Annotated in this window: 17 protein-coding genes; 3 read left to right on the top strand and 14 right to left on the bottom strand. The window is 55.9% G+C overall.

Annotation, left to right across the window (positions count from 1 at the left end):
• The first annotated feature begins 35 nt into the window (after nt 1-35).
• Together KO486_RS06940 and KO486_RS06935 are read left to right on the top strand one after the other, a co-directional pair.
• On the top strand, nt 36-1,412 hold the full coding sequence (locus KO486_RS06940; RefSeq protein ID WP_216036521.1) for an FAD-linked oxidase C-terminal domain-containing protein: 1,377 nt from the start codon (nt 36-38) through the stop codon (nt 1,410-1,412).
• 48 nt (nt 1,413-1,460) lie between these two features.
• Nucleotides 1,461-3,230: a LuxR C-terminal-related transcriptional regulator gene (locus KO486_RS06935; protein ID WP_216036520.1), complete on the top strand. Its 1,770-nt coding sequence runs from the start codon at nt 1,461-1,463 to the stop codon at nt 3,228-3,230.
• A gap of 309 nt (nt 3,231-3,539) precedes the next feature.
• Here KO486_RS06935 and recN read toward each other — a convergent pair whose 3' ends face one another.
• The 14 genes from recN to ftsW form a co-directional block, all read right to left on the bottom strand.
• The gene (gene recN, locus KO486_RS06930; protein WP_216036519.1) at nt 3,540-5,198 is read right to left on the bottom strand and encodes a DNA repair protein RecN; all 1,659 of its coding nucleotides are present in this window, start codon (nt 5,196-5,198) and stop codon (nt 3,540-3,542) included.
• A 36-nt stretch (nt 5,199-5,234) separates the two neighbouring features.
• A complete protein-coding gene (locus tag KO486_RS06925; protein WP_216036518.1) occupies nt 5,235-6,092 on the bottom strand; it encodes an outer membrane protein assembly factor BamD in 858 nt (285 codons plus the stop codon).
• A 137-nt stretch (nt 6,093-6,229) separates the two neighbouring features.
• The gene (gene lpxC, locus KO486_RS06920; RefSeq protein ID WP_216036517.1) at nt 6,230-7,150 is read right to left on the bottom strand and encodes a UDP-3-O-acyl-N-acetylglucosamine deacetylase; all 921 of its coding nucleotides are present in this window, start codon (nt 7,148-7,150) and stop codon (nt 6,230-6,232) included.
• Between the two features lie 221 nt (nt 7,151-7,371).
• Nucleotides 7,372-8,940 carry a cell division protein FtsZ gene (gene ftsZ, locus KO486_RS06915; RefSeq protein WP_216036516.1) on the bottom strand — a complete coding sequence of 523 codons (1,569 nt, stop codon included), beginning with the start codon at nt 8,938-8,940 and terminating at the stop codon, nt 7,372-7,374.
• A 202-nt stretch (nt 8,941-9,142) separates the two neighbouring features.
• Entirely contained in the window at nt 9,143-10,477 is a 1,335-nt protein-coding gene (ftsA, locus tag KO486_RS06910) for a cell division protein FtsA (RefSeq protein ID WP_216036515.1), read from the bottom strand.
• Nucleotides 10,478-10,492: 15 nt separating this feature from the next.
• Nucleotides 10,493-11,371 carry a cell division protein FtsQ/DivIB gene (locus tag KO486_RS06905; RefSeq protein WP_216036514.1) on the bottom strand — a complete coding sequence of 293 codons (879 nt, stop codon included), beginning with the start codon at nt 11,369-11,371 and terminating at the stop codon, nt 10,493-10,495.
• A complete protein-coding gene (locus tag KO486_RS06900) occupies nt 11,359-12,249 on the bottom strand; it encodes a D-alanine--D-alanine ligase (RefSeq protein WP_303435098.1) in 891 nt (296 codons plus the stop codon). The genes KO486_RS06905 and KO486_RS06900 overlap by 13 nt, the downstream gene beginning before the upstream one ends.
• A gap of 122 nt (nt 12,250-12,371) precedes the next feature.
• Nucleotides 12,372-13,307, bottom strand: coding sequence for a UDP-N-acetylmuramate dehydrogenase (gene murB / locus KO486_RS06895; protein WP_216036512.1), 936 nt, complete (start codon nt 13,305-13,307; stop codon nt 12,372-12,374).
• Nucleotides 13,308-13,343: 36 nt separating this feature from the next.
• Nucleotides 13,344-13,595 carry a DUF2484 family protein gene (locus tag KO486_RS06890; protein WP_216036511.1) on the bottom strand — a complete coding sequence of 84 codons (252 nt, stop codon included), beginning with the start codon at nt 13,593-13,595 and terminating at the stop codon, nt 13,344-13,346.
• Nucleotides 13,595-13,849, bottom strand: coding sequence for a DUF2484 family protein (locus tag KO486_RS06885; RefSeq protein ID WP_216036510.1), 255 nt, complete (start codon nt 13,847-13,849; stop codon nt 13,595-13,597). The genes KO486_RS06890 and KO486_RS06885 overlap by 1 nt, the downstream gene beginning before the upstream one ends.
• Before the next feature lie 103 nt (nt 13,850-13,952).
• Nucleotides 13,953-14,180, bottom strand: a complete 228-nt coding sequence (locus tag KO486_RS06880; protein ID WP_216036509.1) for a hypothetical protein — start codon at nt 14,178-14,180, stop codon at nt 13,953-13,955.
• Nucleotides 14,177-15,574: a UDP-N-acetylmuramate--L-alanine ligase gene (gene murC, locus KO486_RS06875; RefSeq protein ID WP_252734609.1), complete on the bottom strand. Its 1,398-nt coding sequence runs from the start codon at nt 15,572-15,574 to the stop codon at nt 14,177-14,179. The genes KO486_RS06880 and murC overlap by 4 nt, the downstream gene beginning before the upstream one ends.
• 34 nt (nt 15,575-15,608) lie before the next feature.
• Nucleotides 15,609-16,703 carry a UDP-N-acetylglucosamine--N-acetylmuramyl-(pentapeptide) pyrophosphoryl-undecaprenol N-acetylglucosamine transferase gene (locus tag KO486_RS06870; protein ID WP_216036507.1) on the bottom strand — a complete coding sequence of 365 codons (1,095 nt, stop codon included), beginning with the start codon at nt 16,701-16,703 and terminating at the stop codon, nt 15,609-15,611.
• Nucleotides 16,703-17,869 (bottom strand): putative lipid II flippase FtsW, encoded by a 1,167-nt coding sequence (gene ftsW / locus KO486_RS06865; RefSeq protein WP_216036506.1) that lies wholly within the window; start codon nt 17,867-17,869, stop codon nt 16,703-16,705. The genes KO486_RS06870 and ftsW overlap by 1 nt, the downstream gene beginning before the upstream one ends.
• A 139-nt stretch (nt 17,870-18,008) precedes the next feature.
• Between ftsW and KO486_RS06860 the strand changes: the two genes are divergently transcribed.
• On the top strand, nt 18,009-19,190 hold the full coding sequence (locus KO486_RS06860) for an NAD(P)/FAD-dependent oxidoreductase (protein ID WP_216036505.1): 1,182 nt from the start codon (nt 18,009-18,011) through the stop codon (nt 19,188-19,190).
• Nucleotides 19,191-19,286: the final 96 nt, after the last annotated feature.

Raw genomic sequence — 19,286 nt, 5'->3', positions numbered from 1 at the left:
TCTTAGTGTCGCGGCAACCAAAGGGGGAGAATTCCATGTCCATTGACGCCGCACTTCGTGCGCTTACACCAGTGTTAGGCGATCGGCTGTCGCTGTCCAAGTCCGATTTGGCCGCCCATGGCCAATCAGAGACCCACTTTGCCCCAACACCGCCAGATGCCGTGGCATATCCACGAAATGCTGAAGACGTCTCAACCATCGTAAAGATCTGTAATGAGCACCGCTGTCCTGTCATTGGCTACGGCGCGGGTACATCTCTTGAGGGCCATACCTTGGCCGTTCAAGGCGGCATTGCCGTGGATTTTCGCGACATGGCGCAGGTGATCGAGGTCCAAGCCGAAGACATGTGTGTCCGTGTCGGACCCGGCATCACCCGAGAGGCCCTGAACGAAGACTTGCGTGCGACGGGGCTGTTTTTTCCAGTTGATCCCGGGGCCAATGCGTCGCTTGGCGGCATGGCGTCAACACGCGCCAGCGGCACGACCGCGGTGCGGTATGGAACCATGCGCGACAACGTTATGGCGCTTGAGGTCGTGTTAGCAGATGGGCGGATCATCCGAACAGGCAGTGCCGCACGAAAATCCAGTGCGGGCTATGATCTGACGGCTCTGATGGTTGGCGCCGAAGGCACATTGGGCCTGATCACCGAACTCACCCTGAAACTTCAGGGCCAGCCCGAAGCCACCGCCGCTGCCACCTGCGCCTTTGGAACCATCGACGCAGCCGTAGATGCCGTTACAGCGACCATTGCCATGGGCATCCCCATGGCACGGATCGAGTTCTTGGACGCCGCCAGCGTGGCCGCCGTGAACGCCTATTCCTCAACCGCCTATCCAGAAACGCCCCATCTTATGGTCGAATTCCATGGCACCGACGCAAGCGTTGCAGAACAGGCTGAACGGTTCGCCGAAATCGCTGAGGACTTTGGCAGCACCTCGTTTGAATGGGCAAGCAAGACCGAAGACCGCAATCGCCTTTGGCACATGCGCCATCACGCCTATTGGGCCATTCTGGCATCACGCACGGGTGCCACCGCAATCGTCACCGACGTCTGTGTCCCCATAAGCCGACTGGCGCAAGCGGTTCAAGAAACCCAAGCGGATGTAGAGGCATCTTCAATCACCGCCCCCATTTTGGGCCACGTCGGGGATGGTAATTTTCACGCTATTCTTTTGATTGATCCCGAAAGCGCCGAGGAACGCCAAGTCGCACAGGACCTTTCAGCGCGCATGGCCAAACGTGCCTTGGACATGTCCGGAACTGTCACGGGGGAACACGGCGTTGGCATGGGGAAACTCACCTATATGGCGGACGAACATGGTGCAGGTTGGGATGTGATGGGTCAGCTCAAACGTGCAATGGACCCCCATAATATCCTCAACCCCGGAAAGATGGTGCGCTCTAACGGGTGAGTGACGCGCAATCAACGGCCTGCTACCGTCGGGTAAAGTAGGATTCGAATGCCACAAGACGATAAAACACCTCAGCTCCCGTCCGATGAGATGATCGACCGCCTTTATGAGGTGGCCGTAGATCCCTCTCGTTATGAGGCTCTTTTGGATCACTGGGAAGCAATGATCGCCCCCCAGCGAAGCCAAACAGCAGCGCAATCCTCGCCGATCCTCAAACTTGATTACCTAACTGGACATGTCGAACGCGCCGGCCAAGTGCTGGACCGCGTTCTCTCGGCGGATGAGCCATCCGATCAACGTGGCCCGCAGGCGGTTCTGGATAAGATCGACAGGTCCGCTGCCTTTGCTGTGGATCGCGACATGAATGTCATCACGGCCAATGACAGTGCGACCCAGCTTTTGAACCTGCGTGCAGGTACTAAGTTGTCAGATCTGGTTCTGGGTGATGGTGACGTAGAACAGCTCACCCACCATATCGGCCGTTTGCTGTCTGCCAATCGTGACGAACCGCTGGTGTTACGGGGCCGCCTGAAAGTCAGTGAGCGGGTCATCCTGTTTCATTTGCGCGTTGTACGTGCAGAAAACGCCGCCCCCTACGTCATGGTCATTTCATCAGCGATTCAATGGCCAAGCGGGTTCAGTGAGATGCTTCGCGCGGCGTTCGAATTTACCCCCGTTGAATCTGAGGTTGTCCGCGCCCTCACCGAGGGCCAGACCCTACAGGAAATCTCAGAAGCGCGTGGCCGCAGTGTCGATACGATCCGCGCCCAACTGAAATCGATCATGGCAAAGACAGAAACCCGCAGCCAATCAGAGCTCGTGCGACTGACGCTTTCGACCATGGAAATCGCGCAGTATTCCACGTCAATCTCGGACACCGCTGAAGATATATCTCAAGGGTATGGCGCGTTAGAACCGCGCCCGTTTCAAACGCTGAGTTTGGTTGACGGGCGGCGGATGGATTATCTCATACTGGGTGATCCAGACGGGGTTCCACTGGTCTACTCTCCTTTGGATTACGGTTTAGTTCGCTGGCCCGCCAAAGCCGAAGCCGAGGCTGAACGCCGCGGCATCAAAGTTATTGTCCCGATACGCGCAGGGTACGGGCATTCAACATCATTGCCCAAACGGACGCCTTATGTGCCCCAACTCTGCGATGATTATGCGGCCCTGCTGGATCACTTGGGTGTGGATGCCGCGCCATTCCTGACGCTTGGGGGCGATAGTCATATCGCCGCGCAATTCAACGTGTTTCACCCCGGTCGGCTAACTGCCCTCGTGGCGTGTGCGGGCGTTCTTCCTCTCACCCGCTCCGAGCAATACGACCGAATGGATAAATGGCACCGCTTTATCCTAGCGGGGGCACGATATACGCCGCACTTGCTGCCGTTCATGGTTAAAGCGGGCTTTGCTTTGGCCAAACGTCTCGGGAAACAAGGGTTTCTTCACGCGGTTTACGGCAAATCCGACGCCGACATGACCACGATTGCCGATGTCGAAGCGCTCGAAGCGCTCGTCGTGGGGTCCGAAGTGGCGTTATCAGACAAACACAGCGCCCATGACGCCTTTGCCCGCGAGGTTATCGCCCACGAGACGACTGATTGGACTGAATCCGTTCTAGCGTTCAAAGATCAGATTCCACTGATCTTGATGAACGGTTTACAGGACCCGCAAACGCCACCGGAAACCCTTGCAGAGTTTCGCCGAGACTATCCTTGGATTGTGTTTGATGTCTTCCCTGACGGCGGCCAATTGTTGTTCTTTTCCAAGTGGCAACAGGTTCTGGATCGCATGGCACCCTTCCTAAAGGACCGGTAATTCATGGTTTTCCGTCGATTTACCCTATTTGGGGTAAGCGGAAAGTTGACCATTTGGTTAACCTGATTCCATTGAACGGACATTTTTTCAAAATTGCTGACCAGCACAGAATTCGTTTTCAGCCGTTGTAAAGCGTTTACGCGCAATGCAACTTTTTCAGATCAGTCGGGCAACCGGCGCATATTTCGGCCGATGGATGGCAATGACGCGGGTATTAGAGCGTTAAACATCCATCGGTCGCTTTTGTTTTTGCTACAAACTAGCAGCGTTTACTCGCCAAAAATGTCTGGAAATATTACTTTTGCAACCTTACGCGGATTGCGCCGTCAACAAAGCGATCGCAGCTGCACGCGCTTCGTCGGTGATGCGATCACCGCTTAGCATGCGCGCGATTTCATCGACACGATCCGTTTCTTCCAGCCCGATCACTGTCGAAAGCGTCGTCTCTTTGGTTTGACGTTTTTCAACGCGCCAATGATGATCCCCAAGTGCGGCAACTTGCGGACTGTGGGTCACGACAAGCACCTGCCCCTGCTGCGCCAGCTGAGACAAACGGCGTCCGACGGCATCCGCTGTGGCCCCGCCTACTCCGCGATCAATCTCATCAAAGATGAGGGTCAGGCCCGAATCTGTTCCTGTTAAACACACTTTGAGCGCCAACAAGAACCGGCTCAATTCACCGCCCGATGCGATTTTACCGATGGGGCCAGAAGGCGCGCCGGGATTTGTGGCTACGGAAAACGCCACATCGTCTACGCCGTCTGGTCCCGCCGTTATTTCAGAGATCTGAGTTTGGAACACGGCGCGTTCCATTTTGAGCGGGGCCAATTCTTTTGCCATCGCTTTGTCCAATTTCACAGCGGCCTTGCGGCGTGCGTCAGTTAGATCGTTCGCGGCGGCGTCATACGTCGATTGTGCGGCTTTTACTTCTACGGAAAGGTCTACCAAATCAGTCGCGCCGCGATCCAGCGTCGCCAATCGGTCCCGTAGCCCATCAGCGAAAACACCAAGCTCATCCGGCAGAACGTTGTGTTTTCGGGCCAAACCACGAATGGCGAACAAACGCTCTTCGATTTGCTCAAGCTCCATCGGATTAAACGCCAATGCATCTATACAGCTTTCAACACCGGCCTGCGCTTCGCTGAGTTCTGCCATCGCGCGATCAAGCGCCGCCAGAGGCCCTTCAAGCGTGCCCTCGGCTTCGCCTGCAGCATCCGCGAGCCAACGTGCCGCATCGCCTAGGTTGCCTTCGGCTCCGTTGAGGCCAAGTGCCTGATGCGCCTTGGAAATATCTTCACCGATCTTCTCAGCAGCCTGCATTCGGCGACGTTGCTTATCCAGGCTTTCATCCTCACCGGCCTCGGGGGACAGCCCGTCCAGCTCGGCAACTGCGTGACGCAAGAACTCTTCTTCGGCCTGCAATTCAGCGACCAATGCCTCGGCCGCGGCAAGCGATTTTCGAGCGTCAGACAAGGTTCGCCAAGCTTTACGAACCTTGATCAAACGGCCTGACAGGCTGCCGAAATCATCAAGCAAAATCCTGTGGCCACGTGGGTTCAGCAATCCACGGTCGTCATGTTGCCCGTGCAGTTCCACTAAGGTTTCCGACACCGCGCGCAGGATTTCGCCACTCACCCGACGGTCATTGATCCATGCCGTCTTGCGACCGTCCTTCGTGTTGATCCGTCGTAGGATCAACGCATCATCATAGGTGAAACCAGCTTCGTTAAGCACTGCCCAAGCTCGATGATCTTCCGGCAATTCGAACTCGGCAATGACTTCGCCTTGCTCGGCCCCTTGGCGCACCAGTTCGGCACGTCCACGCCAACCAAGAACAAAACCGAGCGAATCCAATAGGATAGACTTACCCGCGCCTGTCTCACCGGTGAGAACATTCAAACCCGGCTGAAACGCAAGTTCCAGCCGGTCAATGATAAGCATGTCTCGGATGTCTAAGTGACGCAGCATATTACACCAAGGAACGGTCTATGTGCTGACCGCTTTTTACAGCCATTCGCCGCGCACCATCTGGCGGTAAATCGCGGACAACCAGTTGTCACCGATCGAGATCGGCTCAAGCCCCTGACCTGTCAACAAGGCGTAGCTTTCCTCGTACCATTCAGTTGACTGGTAGTTGAATCCAAGGATCGCACCAGCGGTCTGTGCCTCTTCGACCAAACCCAATGAGAGATAAGATTCGACCAAACGGTGAAGCGCTTCTGGGGTGTGGGACGTCGTCTGGAAGTCCTCAACCACGATACGGAAGCGATTGATCGCCGCTGCAAAATGATCGCGTTTAATGTAGTAACGACCGATTTCCATCTCTTTGGCGGCAAGGTGGTCAAAGGCGAGGTCGAATTTCAGTACAGACGAACGTGCATATTCAGTGTCAGGATAGCGTTCGATTACGACGCGCAACGCCTGCAAGGCTTGGAACGTAAGGCCCTGATCGCGGCCAACTTCGTCGATTTGATCATAATAGGAGAGCGCCAGCAGGTATTGTGCGTAGGCTGCGTCTTCGTCCACGGGGTAAAAATCGATGTAGCGTTGCGCTGCGGCGCGGGAATTGGGGTAATCTTCGTTACGATGATAGGCAAACGCCTGCATAATCAACGCCCGTTTGGCCCATTCAGAATAGGGATAAAGGCGTTCGATTTCACCAAAGTAGAACGCCGCATCGTCGCCACGTCCGCGTTCGAGTTCAAACTCACCGCGTTCGAAAATCTCTTGCGCTGAATAGACCTCAAGATTCGCATCAACGCCCGGCTCAAAGAGAGCGCCGCACCCGGACAAGAGACCAAGCGCAAGGACGCCTGTTGCCAGACCCATCCGAAGTTTTGCAATGCTGCTGCGACCCGACATGGAGGCGCCCCCGTTTACGATTATTGTCCGAAAAATAGGTTTCGGTTGGCTTTGTCTAGCACACAATATTGGGGTGCAAAACGCCTTTTGCGTCTAGCTGATCACGATTGAGAAATGGATGGCTCGAATGAGTGGCTTTACGCCACATCAGGAAGGTCGGACCAGCGCAAACCAACACCCGGAAGACGCGCCGCTGTGCGGGCATCTACGTCTGCCCAACCCCAAGCATCAGGATCTTCAAACAAGGCGCACAGCAAGGCATTCGTCACAGCGTGGCCTGCCTTGGACCCCGTATAGAGACCGAGAATTGGCGCACCAGCGGTGTACAAATCACCCAATGCATCCAACATCTTATGGCGTACAGCTTCATCAGAGTGACGTAGGCCACCCGGGCTCAATACGTCTGCACCATCAACAACGACCGCGTTTTCCAATGTGCCGCCAAGGGCCAAGCCCTGTGCACGCATGGCATCCACATCAGAAGAGCGGCAGAACGTGCGGCTGTCGCAAAGTTCGCGAACGAACGCGCCATTGGCCATGTTCAGGGTTTTCGTCTGGTGCCCAATGGCACGATCCGCGAAATCAATCTCAAACCGGATATGAAGCGTGTCAGACGGATCAAGGCGCGCAACAGCGTCGCCCACTTTGACAGTCACGGGCTTGAGAATTTCGATAACGCGCAGTGGAGCGCTCAGGGTGCGGACCCCTGCCCGCAAGAACCCTTCGACAAACTCAGCAGCCGATCCGTCTAGGATTGGCACTTCTGGGCCGGACACTTCGATCAGGACGTTGTGCAACCCACAGCCCGCCAAAGCGGCCATGATGTGTTCGATTGTGGAAACGGATGTTCCAGCGGCGTTCTGGATACGTGTGTTCAAAGGCGAGACAATGACATTGTTCCACAGCGCAGGAACGTCAGCGTCGGCTACATCCACGTCTGTGCGGCGAAAGACGATACCATAGTCTGCTGGTGCAGGGCGCACGACAACAGACACAGGTTCCCCGAGGTGGAGCCCCTTGCCTTCAAATGCCACTATGGAGTCTACAGTCGTCTGCACGGTCAAAGCCTTTATTGGTTGATAATGTCCTAAGACCCACAGTCCTTTCCCTCAACACACAGTTTGCAACGTTCTGAAACATGTTTGTTACATTCAGGCGCGATAATGCTGATCATTTCGCCGCGCCGCAGCAAGCCCCTGTTATTAAACAGAAAAGGGCCGCCCAGTTTCACAGCTGGGCGGCCCTTCGTTATAAATTGTGACCTGACGTCACATGGATCTTAGTTGGCCTGACGACGCAAGAACGCAGGGATTTCGATGCGTTCTTGGTCTGGATCGACCTCTGCTGCAGGTGCTGGCGCTTCTTCACGAAGTGTCGCAACTGGTGGCTGTGGGCGTTCTTTTGCGCCGCCTTCAGCGTGGCCCGTCATGCGGCTGATCAAGCTGTTAAGCCCGCCCATACGTGGCTTTGCTTCGTCCTCGGACTCAGCAGCTGCCATTTCTGGGGCTGCTGGTGCGGAACGCGCTGCAGCTGTACGCAAACGATCCAGTGTTTCCTGGCTTGGAGTGCCAACTGCTGGACGCTGTGGCGCAACAAATGCGTCTGTCGGCGCTTCGATTTCTGCTGGTTCCGCGCGTGGTTGATACGCGGCTGGCGGCAGGTCGGATTCAGCGGCAGCGGCTGCTGCAGGTGCATCAAACGTTGGCGCTGGTGCAGGTGCGGCGGCTGTTTCGTCGAACAAAGACCGTTCTGGCGCAGCTTCCACAGCCACTTCAGCAGCAACCGGAGCAACTGGTGCTTCTTCTTTTGCTTCCGCTGTTACGTGCTGCGTCAATGGTGCGGCCATTGGGCGGCGTGGCACAGGCATGTCGTTTGTTTTCGCGACAGCGTCGATACCCGTTGCAACAACAGACACGCGCATTTTGCCTTCCATGCCAGTATCCAGCGTGGAACCAACGATGATGTTGGCTTCTGGATCGACCTTTTCACGGATTTTGTTGGCTGCTTCGTCGAGTTCGAACAACGTCAGGTCGTAGCCACCTGTGATGTTGATCAACACGCCGCGTGCGCCTTCGAGGGAAATCTCGTCCAGAAGTGGGTTGGCGATGGCTTTTTCAGCCGCCTGAACCGCACGATCCTGACCTTCGGATTCGCCTGTACCCATCATCGCCTTGCCCATTTCGTCCATTACGGCGCGAACGTCTGCAAAATCGAGGTTGATAAGACCCGGACGGACCATCAGGTCTGTCACGCCTTTAACACCTTGGTACAGAACGTCATCTGCAAGGGAGAAGGCTTCGGTGAATGTTGTGTTTTCATTCGCAAGACGGAACAGGTTCTGGTTTGGAATGATGATCAGCGTGTCGACAACCTTCTGAAGGGCTTCGATGCCTTCGTCAGCTTGCTTCATGCGCTTGCCGCCCTCAAACTGGAACGGCTTGGTAACAACACCAACGGTCAGAACACCAAGTTCACGGGCTGCCTGTGCGATGATCGGAGCAGCACCCGTACCGGTGCCCCCGCCCATACCCGCCGTGATGAAGCACATGTGTGCGCCAGCAAGGTGATCGACGATTTGTTCGATTGATTCTTCGGCTGCGGCAGCACCTACAGTTGCGCGTGCACCAGCACCCAAACCTTCGGTTACTTTCACGCCCATCTGAATTTTCGCATCAGAACGCGACTGCTGCAGTGCTTGCGCGTCAGTGTTTGCAACAACGAATTCAACACCTTCCAGTGCTTCTTCGATCATGTTGTTCACTGCGTTGCCGCCTGCGCCGCCAACACCAAATACGGTGATACGTGGCTTAAGTTCTTCCTGTCCGGGCATAGAAAGGTTCAATGTCATTGTGCTGTCCGCCTGTCTGTGTTGGCCCGTCCCACCGAGCGTTCTTCAATATACTTTTACAGGACCTTAACGGCCTCTTCCCCATGGGTCACGTCCAAAGTACCAAAAAACCGCAAAATATGGGCCCTCGGTCGTGATTTTCCGCCGTATATGGGGGTATCGGCGAAATCTTGCGTAGTGCTGGACCCGTAGGACCAGTGATTTACCAGTTTTCCCTGAACCAACGCACTGCGCGCTTGAACGATCGTGCTGGGTATTTTTCGGCGGGAATGTCGAAATCCCACCATTCGTCTTGCGGATGTGCTGCAAAAAGGCTGAGCCCGACTGCAGCAGAAAACGCTGATCCTGTCGCCGCTTGTGGCAAACCTTGCACACGCAACGGGCGACCAAGGCGCACTTGCTGGCCAAGGATTTTAGTCGCCAAACCATCAAGCCCTGGAATTTGGCTCGCGCCACCTGTCAGGACGATTTGCTGGCTTGGAAGGTGTTCAAACCCTGCTGCGTCCAGACGAACGCGGACCTCTTCGAGGATTTCTTCTACACGTGGGCGCATGATGCCGATCAATTCGGCACGGCTAACGGTGCGGCGATCACGTTCCCAGTCACCAGTGTCACTGCCGACTTCGATCATTTCGCGATCATCCATGCCCGTCGCCAAAACGCCGCCGTAGAATGTTTTGATCCGTTCCGCCATGGCAGGCGCAACCTGAAGGCCCATGGAAATGTCGGATGTTACGTGGTCACCGCCCATGCGCACACAATCCGAATAAATCATGTGTTTGCGCATAAAGATGGAGATACCGGTCGAACCGCCCCCCATATCAATACATGCCGCACCAAGTTCCTGTTCATCTTCAACAAGGGACGAAATACCAGCCGTGTAGGCCGATGACGCAATCCCTGCGAGTTCAAGATCGCAGCGCTTGATACAATACAGCAGGTTTTCCAACACGCTGTCTTCAACCGTCATCAGGTGCATATCTGTCGTCAGGCTTTGACCGATCTGACCGCGCGGGTCAGCAAGACCACTTCGGTTGTCCAAAGCAAAGTTGATCGGCTGTGCGTGCAAAACTTCACGGCCTTCGCCGATATCTGGAACTTCGCATTCAGCCAAGACACGGCCGATGTCGCCTTCGGTGACCACCTGCCCCATCACATCAACCTGCCCATCAAGCCCATAAGAGCGAGGACGGCCACCGCTAAGACACGCAATCACATGATCGACACGTACGTTCGCCATCTTCTGTGCCGCTTGAACAGCCGTGCGAATTGCGCGTTCTGTTTCTGCCATGGCGTCAACTTCGCCAAAGCGTACGCCGCGGGACCGCGTCGTCGCCGCGCCAATCACGCGAAAGCTGGATTGCCCAGCCATAGACCCAACACCGTCGGCATCGCCAAACTGTTCCGGCCCATCAAAACGCAACACAAGGCAGGCAATCTTAGAGGACCCGACATCCAAAATCGCCACCACGCCGCGCTGCATGGCCGCCTGACGCATATTCCGCATGGCCCGCTGGGATTGATAGAGGTCTCTCATGTTCTTTACCTATTCTTACTCTTGTGGGGCGCTTGTTTGACGTAAATTCGTCACGGCCTGCTCGTTCATTCTAATTGTGGGGCGGGTTGGATTGCGCATGTCGACAACAGCGACATCGCGTTCAAGAAGATCCTGCGCTTGGTTCAGGGCAACCACCCGTTCAAATGCAATCACCGGGTCTGCGTTTGGCAACAAAATGCGTTGGCCGGATTCTAGGATCACATCCCAACGACGTTCGCCCATACGAACAACGCCCCGCATACGCGGCAGCAACGGTCCAGCGACCCGATAAATCTCAAGGCCTTCGCTTAAGAAATCGCGCGCGCCATCGCCTGTAATAAGGGGCAAGTCCGAACGATCCGCACGTGCGACGATCGCTTGAATAAGAACGCCCTCGACATCAATCAGTTTCAACCCATCAGGTCCGCGAAACACTGCTACCGGTTGGCGTTGAGTCACACCGACCTGCAAAATCCCACCGGGGCGCACACGCAAGGTTGCATCCGCCACAGCGGGCAAAGCGGCAACCGTCTGACGCATCTCTTCGAGGTCGAGGTCAAAGCTCGACACAGGGAATTCTACTGGCAGAACCGTACGCACATCCGCGCTTAGGGTTTCGTCAGCGCCATCCACAGCCATGACCTTTACCATGAACTCATCGCGCTGTTGGATCTGCGTCTTCATGTCGTTGTAGGCGTCAGCCACCATTTGGCGGTTCGCTTCTCGTGCGCCCCAACCGGCAACCAGACCACAAACTACAAGCGCCGGAAGCCCAACCTTGACTAACTTGCGGAAACCCGGCGTCAACATCAAACGCTGGTAGCGGTAGCCCCAACGCGACGGCGCCGGATCACGGCGCGGCTGGTCCGGGCGAGATGCCTTTAACGATCGCATGACGCGTCCTCCACCATCCAAGTCATCAAGGCAGGAAAACTGATGCCGCAATGGGCCGCCTGTTCGGGGGCAAGCGACGTTGGCGTCATACCGGGCTGCGTGTTTGTCTCCAACAAAATCAAGCCATCCAAGCCACGGGTTTCATCCCAGCGGAAATCTGTGCGGCTTAACCCACGGCATCCCAGTGCATCATGGGCACGTTGGGCGTAGTCCATACAGGCGTCGAAAATCTCGGACGGAATATCAGCTGGCAGGACGTGTTTTGATCCGCCGTCACCGTATTTTGCTTCGTAGTCGTACCAGCCATCGACGATAATATCCGTCACGGTCAAGGCGCGATCAGACATCACAGCCGTCGTCAGCTCGCGGCCTGGCGCGTAGGCTTCGACCATCATGACGTCAGGCAATTCAGGTGCAATCTTTGGTGTGCCGTTTGCGGCTTCGTGGACGAGGTAAATGCCAACGCTGGACCCCTCATCAAACGGTTTCACCACATAAGGCGGCGCCATCACGTGATCCGCTTCGATCTGTGCTTTGGTCGCCAAAACGCTATCCACAAACGGCAGCCCTGCCGCGCGGTAAATATCTTTGGTCTTTTGTTTATCCATGGACATAGCAGAGGCCAGAACCCCGGAATGCGTATACGGCAGGCGCAGCCATTCCAGCACGCCTTGCACAACGCCATCTTCGCACCAACGACCGTGCAACGCATTAAACACGACATCAGGCTTGGCGGATTTCAGCTGCTCGACAAGATCAGCGCCCGCATCAATCTCGACCACGTCGAAACCTGCGACCTGCAAAGCAGCCGCACATTCTTTACCCGAACTAAGAGAGACCTCTCGTTCAGCCGAAGGGCCGCCCAATAGCACAGCCACTGTTTTGGGTGTCCTGCTCGACACACTACCGCCTTTTCGCAAGCCTTTTTGGCCTGTCTTTTGCTTACTTTACCGTCTTTTTTAGCGCCCCCGCCTATGGGACGATGATCCATTATAGGGGATCAGTCTTTCGGGGCCGGTTCACCGACCCTCATGATTTCCCATACTAGCGTTAATCCACTGGTTTCGTAAACCTTTTTTCGGACATCTTCGCCAAGTCCTTCAAGGTCCGCCGCAGTGGCACCGCCCGCGTTGGTTAGAAAGTTAGAATGCATGGTGTTCATGACAGCACCACCACGGGTCGCGCCGCGCATTCCAGCGTCATCAATGACCTTCCACGCCTTCAAATCCATCGCATCATCCGCCGCGCCTGTGCTGGAAAATCCAGCCGGATTGCGGAATGTGCTGCCTGCAGTGCGGTCTTTGGTCGGTTGCGTTTCATCGCGCTTGGTGAGCTGCGCCGCCATACGGTCCTCAAGCACAGCGGCATCCTCGCGCGGGGCTTTCAGTGTGGCGGATACAATCACCGCGCCATCTGGCAGCGATGATGAGCGATATTGCAGATCAAGCTCGGCGGCTGAGAGGGTTTGCACCGTGCCATCGCGCAAGATCACGCGAACACCTTGCAGCACATCCGCAACGTAATCGCCGTAACAACCCGCATTCATACGCACAGCGCCACCAATGGATCCGGGGATCGTGCGCAGGAATGTCAGGTTTAACCCTTCGCTCGCGGCCTTCCGGGCGACATGGGCATCCAGCGCGGCGGCCCCTGCCCGCACAACATCACCGTCAAATTCAATCCCGTTGAAACCGCGCCCGAGGCGAATAACGACACCGCGCACGCCACCGTCACGGACAATCAGGTTGGACCCGACACCCATTGGAAATACCGGAACCTCAGAAGGAAGCGCCGCCAAAAACGCGCTTAGGTCGTCTTCGTCAGCGGGTTGGAACAATACATCTGCAGGCCCGCCCACACGCATCCACGTCAGGCTGGAAAGGTCTCGGTTCGGGGTCAAAACCCCACGCGCATCGGGTAAATCAGTCAACATCATGGGGCCCGTTTAACGCGACACACCAGCTCTGCCAAGTCACCCGTTTGCGCGGCTGAACACCTGACGCACCCAACGGGTCAAATAAATGACAGGCCAGCGCAGCACGCTGCAGGCAGCAACCAAAAACAACAGACCGATCCAAGGCCCGTTTGAATAGGTGATATACCCCAACAAAGGGATGCCAATCCCGATCAACACATAGGCGCGCCGCCAATGGTTGTCTTTGCTCGGCAACAAAGCCAGCACATTGGCCGTTATCAGCCACAAAAACCCTAATCCAACTGCCATCACTTCGGTAACTCCGGTCTTAGCCCACGCGCACGCGCAAACAGATATTTAAGCGGATTACGAAACATCGACACAAACGCTGCAAGTGCCGCAAAGCTCCACCCCCAGCCGAAATCAAACCCAAGCCATACAATCAGAACGGGGGCCATAATTAACAACATCACCCCGGGCACATACTGCCGTCGCATCGGCAACAACGCGGTTCCAGTTGCCGCAAAAACCCACGCAACAGCTATAGCAATAGACCAACTCATGCCGATCGACCTTCCGCCTTTGCCTTTGTTTCAAAAATACCTCGGGGAGCGCGAGGGGCTGGCCCCTCGCCGGATCGGATTGGCGCAGCCAATTCGATCCCCATCATGCCAATCCCGCAAATACCAAACGACGAATAGGGCGCGCAAACATCAAACCGCCCCCCATTGCACCCAGTGCCAACGTCGCCTCGCCCGGATTATGCTGCATATGAACCAGCAACATCCCGACAAAGGCGATCATGAACGCCCATAACAGGCGGCGAAGCCATTTGATCATAGGCAGAACGGAAACGACGACAATCGCCCCAAGGATCAGCCATTCATAAGTCACGCCTTAAGCTTCTCAGGCAAAGCATTGGCCCATGTAGAAATAGAACCCGCTCCAAGGCAAACGACCATATCGCCCGACTTGGCTTGCTCTTTGACCAACCGGACGAGATCATCTTCGTCGGTGATCGCCCGGGCGTGACGGTGGCCCGCGCGGATCAATCCAGCGACAAGATCATCGCGTGTTGCGCCTTCAATCACCTCTTCACCGGCGGCGAAGACTTCGGAAATTGCGACAACATCTGCGTCATTAAAGCAGGCACAATAATCGTCAAAATGGTGATGGACACGGGTATAGCGGTGCGGTTGGTGCACGGCGATGATGCGCCCGTCACAGGCTTGGCGCGCGGCTTTTAGCACTGCGGTAATCTCGGTCGGGTGGTGGCCATAGTCATCGATAATGGTCACCCCATCGACTTCGCCCACGCGCGTAAAGCGACGATTCACGCCGCCAAAGCTTGCCAATGCAGCGCGAATTTCTTCGCGTTTCATTCCAAGGTGGCGCGCAACGGCAATGGCCGACAAGGCATTGGACACGTTGTGATCACCGGGCATTGGCAAGGCACAGTCTTCAATTACCAAGTCTTCGTTCTGCAAAACCACGTCGAAATGCGCGACACCGTTCTTATACGTCAGGTTCGTCGCTCGAACATCAGCCTGCGCGTTAAACCCATACGTCACCACACGGCGATCAGTGATTTTACCAACCAAGGCCTGAACATCACTGTCATCGGTGCAGCAGACAGCCAAGCCGTAGAATGGAATGTTGGACACAAAATCATAGAAACCGCGGTGCAGGTTTTCTTCCGTGCCCCAGTGTTCCATGTGCTCAGGGTCGATATTGGTCACGATTGCGATGGTTGCGGGCAAGCGGTTGAATGTGCCGTCGGACTCGTCTGCCTCTACGACCATCCATTCGCCATCGCCCACACGGGCGTTGGATCCATAAGCGTGAATGATGCCGCCGTTCACGACAGTCGGGTTGAAATTGCCACCATCCAGCAGGGCTGCGACCATCGTCGTGGTGGTCGTTTTTCCGTGCGTCCCCGCGACGGCGATGTTGGATTTCAAACGCATCAGTTCGGCCAGCATTTCAGCACGGCGAACAATCGGAAGACCACGTCGACGAGCTTCGTCCAGTTCTGGGTTGCCCGGTTTGATTGCGCTTGAGATCACTACAACCTCTGCGTCGGCGATGTTCTCGGCTGACTGGCCGACAAACACGAAAGCGCCAAGTTTCTTAAGCCGTTTCGTGATCGGGGTTTCCTTAAGGTCGGACCCCTGCACGATATACCCATGGGACAACAAAACCTCGGCAATACCGGACATGCCAATGCCACCAATCCCAACAAAATGGATCGGACCTACGTCGAGTGGGAGTTTCGTTGCTGAGTTCATGATGGGATTTCCGTCCATACTGCTTCTTACTTTTTTACGGTGCTGGTGTGGCCAATTCCAGCGTCATATCCACGAGTGTTTGTGTCGCATCAGGCTTGCCGCAGCTTAGGGCTGCTTGTGACATTCGAAGGGCCAGAGTTGGATCGGCCAAAATGGTTGCGATCTGGTCTGACAGGCTGTCCACATGCAGATCAGCCTCCGTGACCATCACAGATGCGCCTGCCTCTACCAACTGTTTGGCGTTGGCGGTTTGGTGGTCGGACGCGGCTGCGGCGTAGGGCACCAAAACGGACGGGCGACCGATGATACTTAGATCGGCAATTGATGACGCCCCTGCCCGTGTCACGACCAACTGTGCTTCGCTCATGCGCGTCGGCACGTCGTTGAAGAAAGTCTGAACGTCCGCGGGGATGCCTTCGTCCGCATAGTATTGCGCCACGCGCGCGAGGTCTTCTTCGCGCGCCTGATGAGACACCCGAATGTTACGGCGAATTCCGCTTGGCAACGCGCTGATCGCAGGTGGAACTACATCAGACAAAATGCGTGCACCTTGGCTTCCGCCCATCACAAGGATCGACATCGGATAGTCCCCCGGTGCGATATAACCAGCCCCTGCCCGTTCCAAAATTGCACCGCGCACGGGGTTGCCGACGGGCACACCGTCCACACCGTCTGGCAAGGTTGTCGGCCACGTGCCGCAAGCAACTTTGTTCACGCGCTTTGAGAAAATCTTGTTCACGCGCCCCAGCACGCCGTTTTGTTCATGGATCATTGTGGGCTTACGCAGCACCCACGCCGCCGACATTGCGGGAATAGTTGGATAGCCACCAAAGCCGACAACAACACGCGGCTTATCGCGCAGCATCTTTACGACAGCAGACGCAACACCGCCAATAATGCGAAATGGGACCAGTGCCTTGGCCGCAATACCGCCGCGCGCAAAAGTGGCAGACCCGACTTGTTCGATTTCAACAGCATGGGGGAAGCCACTGGTATAGCGCGCGCCACGGGCATCCGTGGACAGTTTTACCCGCCAGCCGCGTTCCAGCATGGCTTCAGCCAATGCTTGCGCGGGGAACATATGTCCGCCCGTGCCGCCCGCTGCGATAATCAATAGTGGATCGGCCATTAGCGTCCTCGTCTCAGTAGAATGTCACCGATCTGGCCCTGTGGCCGTGTCCGTGTGAACGCCAACAGCATACCGACGGCGATGGCCGATGCGATTACGGACGACCCGCCGTAGCTGACGAAAGGCAATGTCATGCCTTTGGCTGGCAGTAAACGGACTGCAACTCCCATGTTGATCATCGCTTGTACGCCAACGATGCAGGCCAACCCGCACCCAGCCAAACGAATGAACGGATCGCGTTCTTTCATCAAACGCATCAGTGAGCGCACAACAATCGTCGCATAAAGAAAGATAATCGCGAGCACGCAAATCAGCCCGTATTCTTCGGCCGCAACCGCGATGATAAAATCTGTATGTGCATCAGGCAGGGACCATTTGACCTGCCCTTCTCCAACACCAACTCCAAAGAACCCGCCCTCGCGGATGGCATTGGTGGCATAGCCAAGCTGTGTTGTCGGGTCGACATCAGGGTTCAAGAACCCATCAATGCGTCGCGCAAAGTGTTCGGAATTAGAATAGGCAACTGTGCCGCCGAAAACCACGATACCGGCAATCCCGACCAGCAAAACAATCGGCGCGCCTGCAATGAAATACATCACGCCCCAGCCAAACAAGATCAACGCGGATTGGCCAAAGTCAGGCTGCATGGCCAACATCAACACGATCACAACGGTCAGAATTAACGAATAGGTTTTCCCCGGAGGTCCACCGATTTCCTTGCTCGCGGCCATAAACCATGCGGCAACAACAATAAATCCAGGCTTCAGGAACTCGGATGGCTGAACAGACGCAAATCCAAGCGAATACCAGCGCGTCGCGCCTTTACCAAAGTCTGTGCCGAAAAAAGGCAAACCAGCAAGCGCAATAAACGCCCCCAAAAACCCAAGAACGGCCAAACGCCGCACCAAAGTCGGGGACATCATCGACGTGACAAACATGACAACAATCGCCATCGCTCCAAAGAACGCCTGACGTTGTACATAGTGGAAAGGTTCAAACCCGTTTTTAGCAGCCAAGGGCGGCGACGCGGCCAACCCAAGCAACAGGCCAATGCCAAACAACGCCAAAATGCACGACAACGTCCATTTATCAACGGTCCGCCACCAACGTGGAAGAACCGGATCGCCCGATTGCACGGGGATCGCTCCGAAAACCATCTCTGTCATGGTTACTACCTACTGCCTCTGTTCGCCCGTTTTCCGGGTCTGTTTCAATCTGTAACCCTAAAACGTTCACGATTCCAGTGAAATGAGGGGAATTTTGTCCACCCTTGCGTTGCTCGTGATTTCAAGGCACCTGAGAGCCATGCAAGTAAACACCCTTATTCTTGGCGCGGGCGCCGCTGGATTGCACTGTGCCGCACACGCGGGGCCACAAACTTTGGTAATCGATCACGCAAAGGCGGCAGGTGAAAAGATCCGTATTTCCGGTGGTGGGCGATGCAACTTCACCAATCTTGGCACCACCCACGCCAATTTCATCAGCCAGAACCCGCATTTCGCGAAATCAGCGTTGGCGCGCTATACGCAATGGGATTTCATTGAGCTTGTGGATCGCCACGGCATCGCATGGCACGAAAAGACGCTGGGCCAGTTGTTTTGTGACGACAGCGCCAAAGACATCATCGCGATGCTGCTGGCCGAAATGGCACCGAATGCGAAACTCTGGCTGAATACGACCATTGGCAATATCCGCCACGACGGTAAGGTTTTCCACGTCGCCCTGAAACGCAAAGGAGAGGTTCATACCGTTCAGGCAAAGTCCCTCGTCGTGGCCACCGGTGGGAAATCCATCCCGAAGATGGGGGCTACGGGGATCGCCTATGATATTGCAACCCAGTTCGGGCTAAGCATGAGCGAGACCCGCGCGGCGCTTGTCCCTTTCACCTTTTCGGATGAAAAATTCAAACCCCTCGCCGGTGTGGCGGCCCCCGCCCGCGTGATCACGACCGACGGAACCAGTTTTGACGAGGCTCTGCTGTTCACCCATCGCGGCCTGTCCGGCCCCGCCGTATTGCAAGCCTCAAGCTATTGGCGCGAAGGCGAAGACATCACCGTGGCCCTGTCACCGGACATTGATCTTGCGACCGCGTTGAAAACGGACCGCACGCAGGAAGGTCGCAAAGCGTTGAGCACAACGTTGGCGAAATACCTCCCCTCCCGACTGATCGATTTCCTTTCGGCCGACCTCACCCTGAGCGGCAATACGGGGGATTTGTCGGACGCCCGCATAGATGAGCTGACGGCAGCTTTGCGCAACTGGTCCCTGAAACCCTCAGGCACGGAAGGTTACCGCACCGCCGAGGTCACATTGGGCGGCGTGGACACGAACGGGCTTTCGTCCAAAACCATGGAAGCCAAAGCGCATCCCAACCTGTATTTCATTGGCGAAGCCGTGGACGTTACGGGCTGGCTTGGTGGCTATAATTTCCAGTGGGCATGGTCATCGGGCTATGCTGCGGGCACTGCGATTGCACAGAACTCGTAACACTAAGCACACCAATGTGACTTCTCGTTGGCTTGCTTTTGGGCCTGTCCCCTCCTTTATCAGTTCAAGACCACAGGCTGAGAATGGAAACACGAA

The sequence above is a fragment of the Octadecabacter sp. B2R22 genome (assembly GCF_018861045.1).
Lineage (GTDB): Bacteria > Pseudomonadota > Alphaproteobacteria > Rhodobacterales > Rhodobacteraceae > Octadecabacter.
Note: the sequence above shows the minus strand (reverse complement) of the source record. Positions and strands in the feature narration are given on the sequence as shown.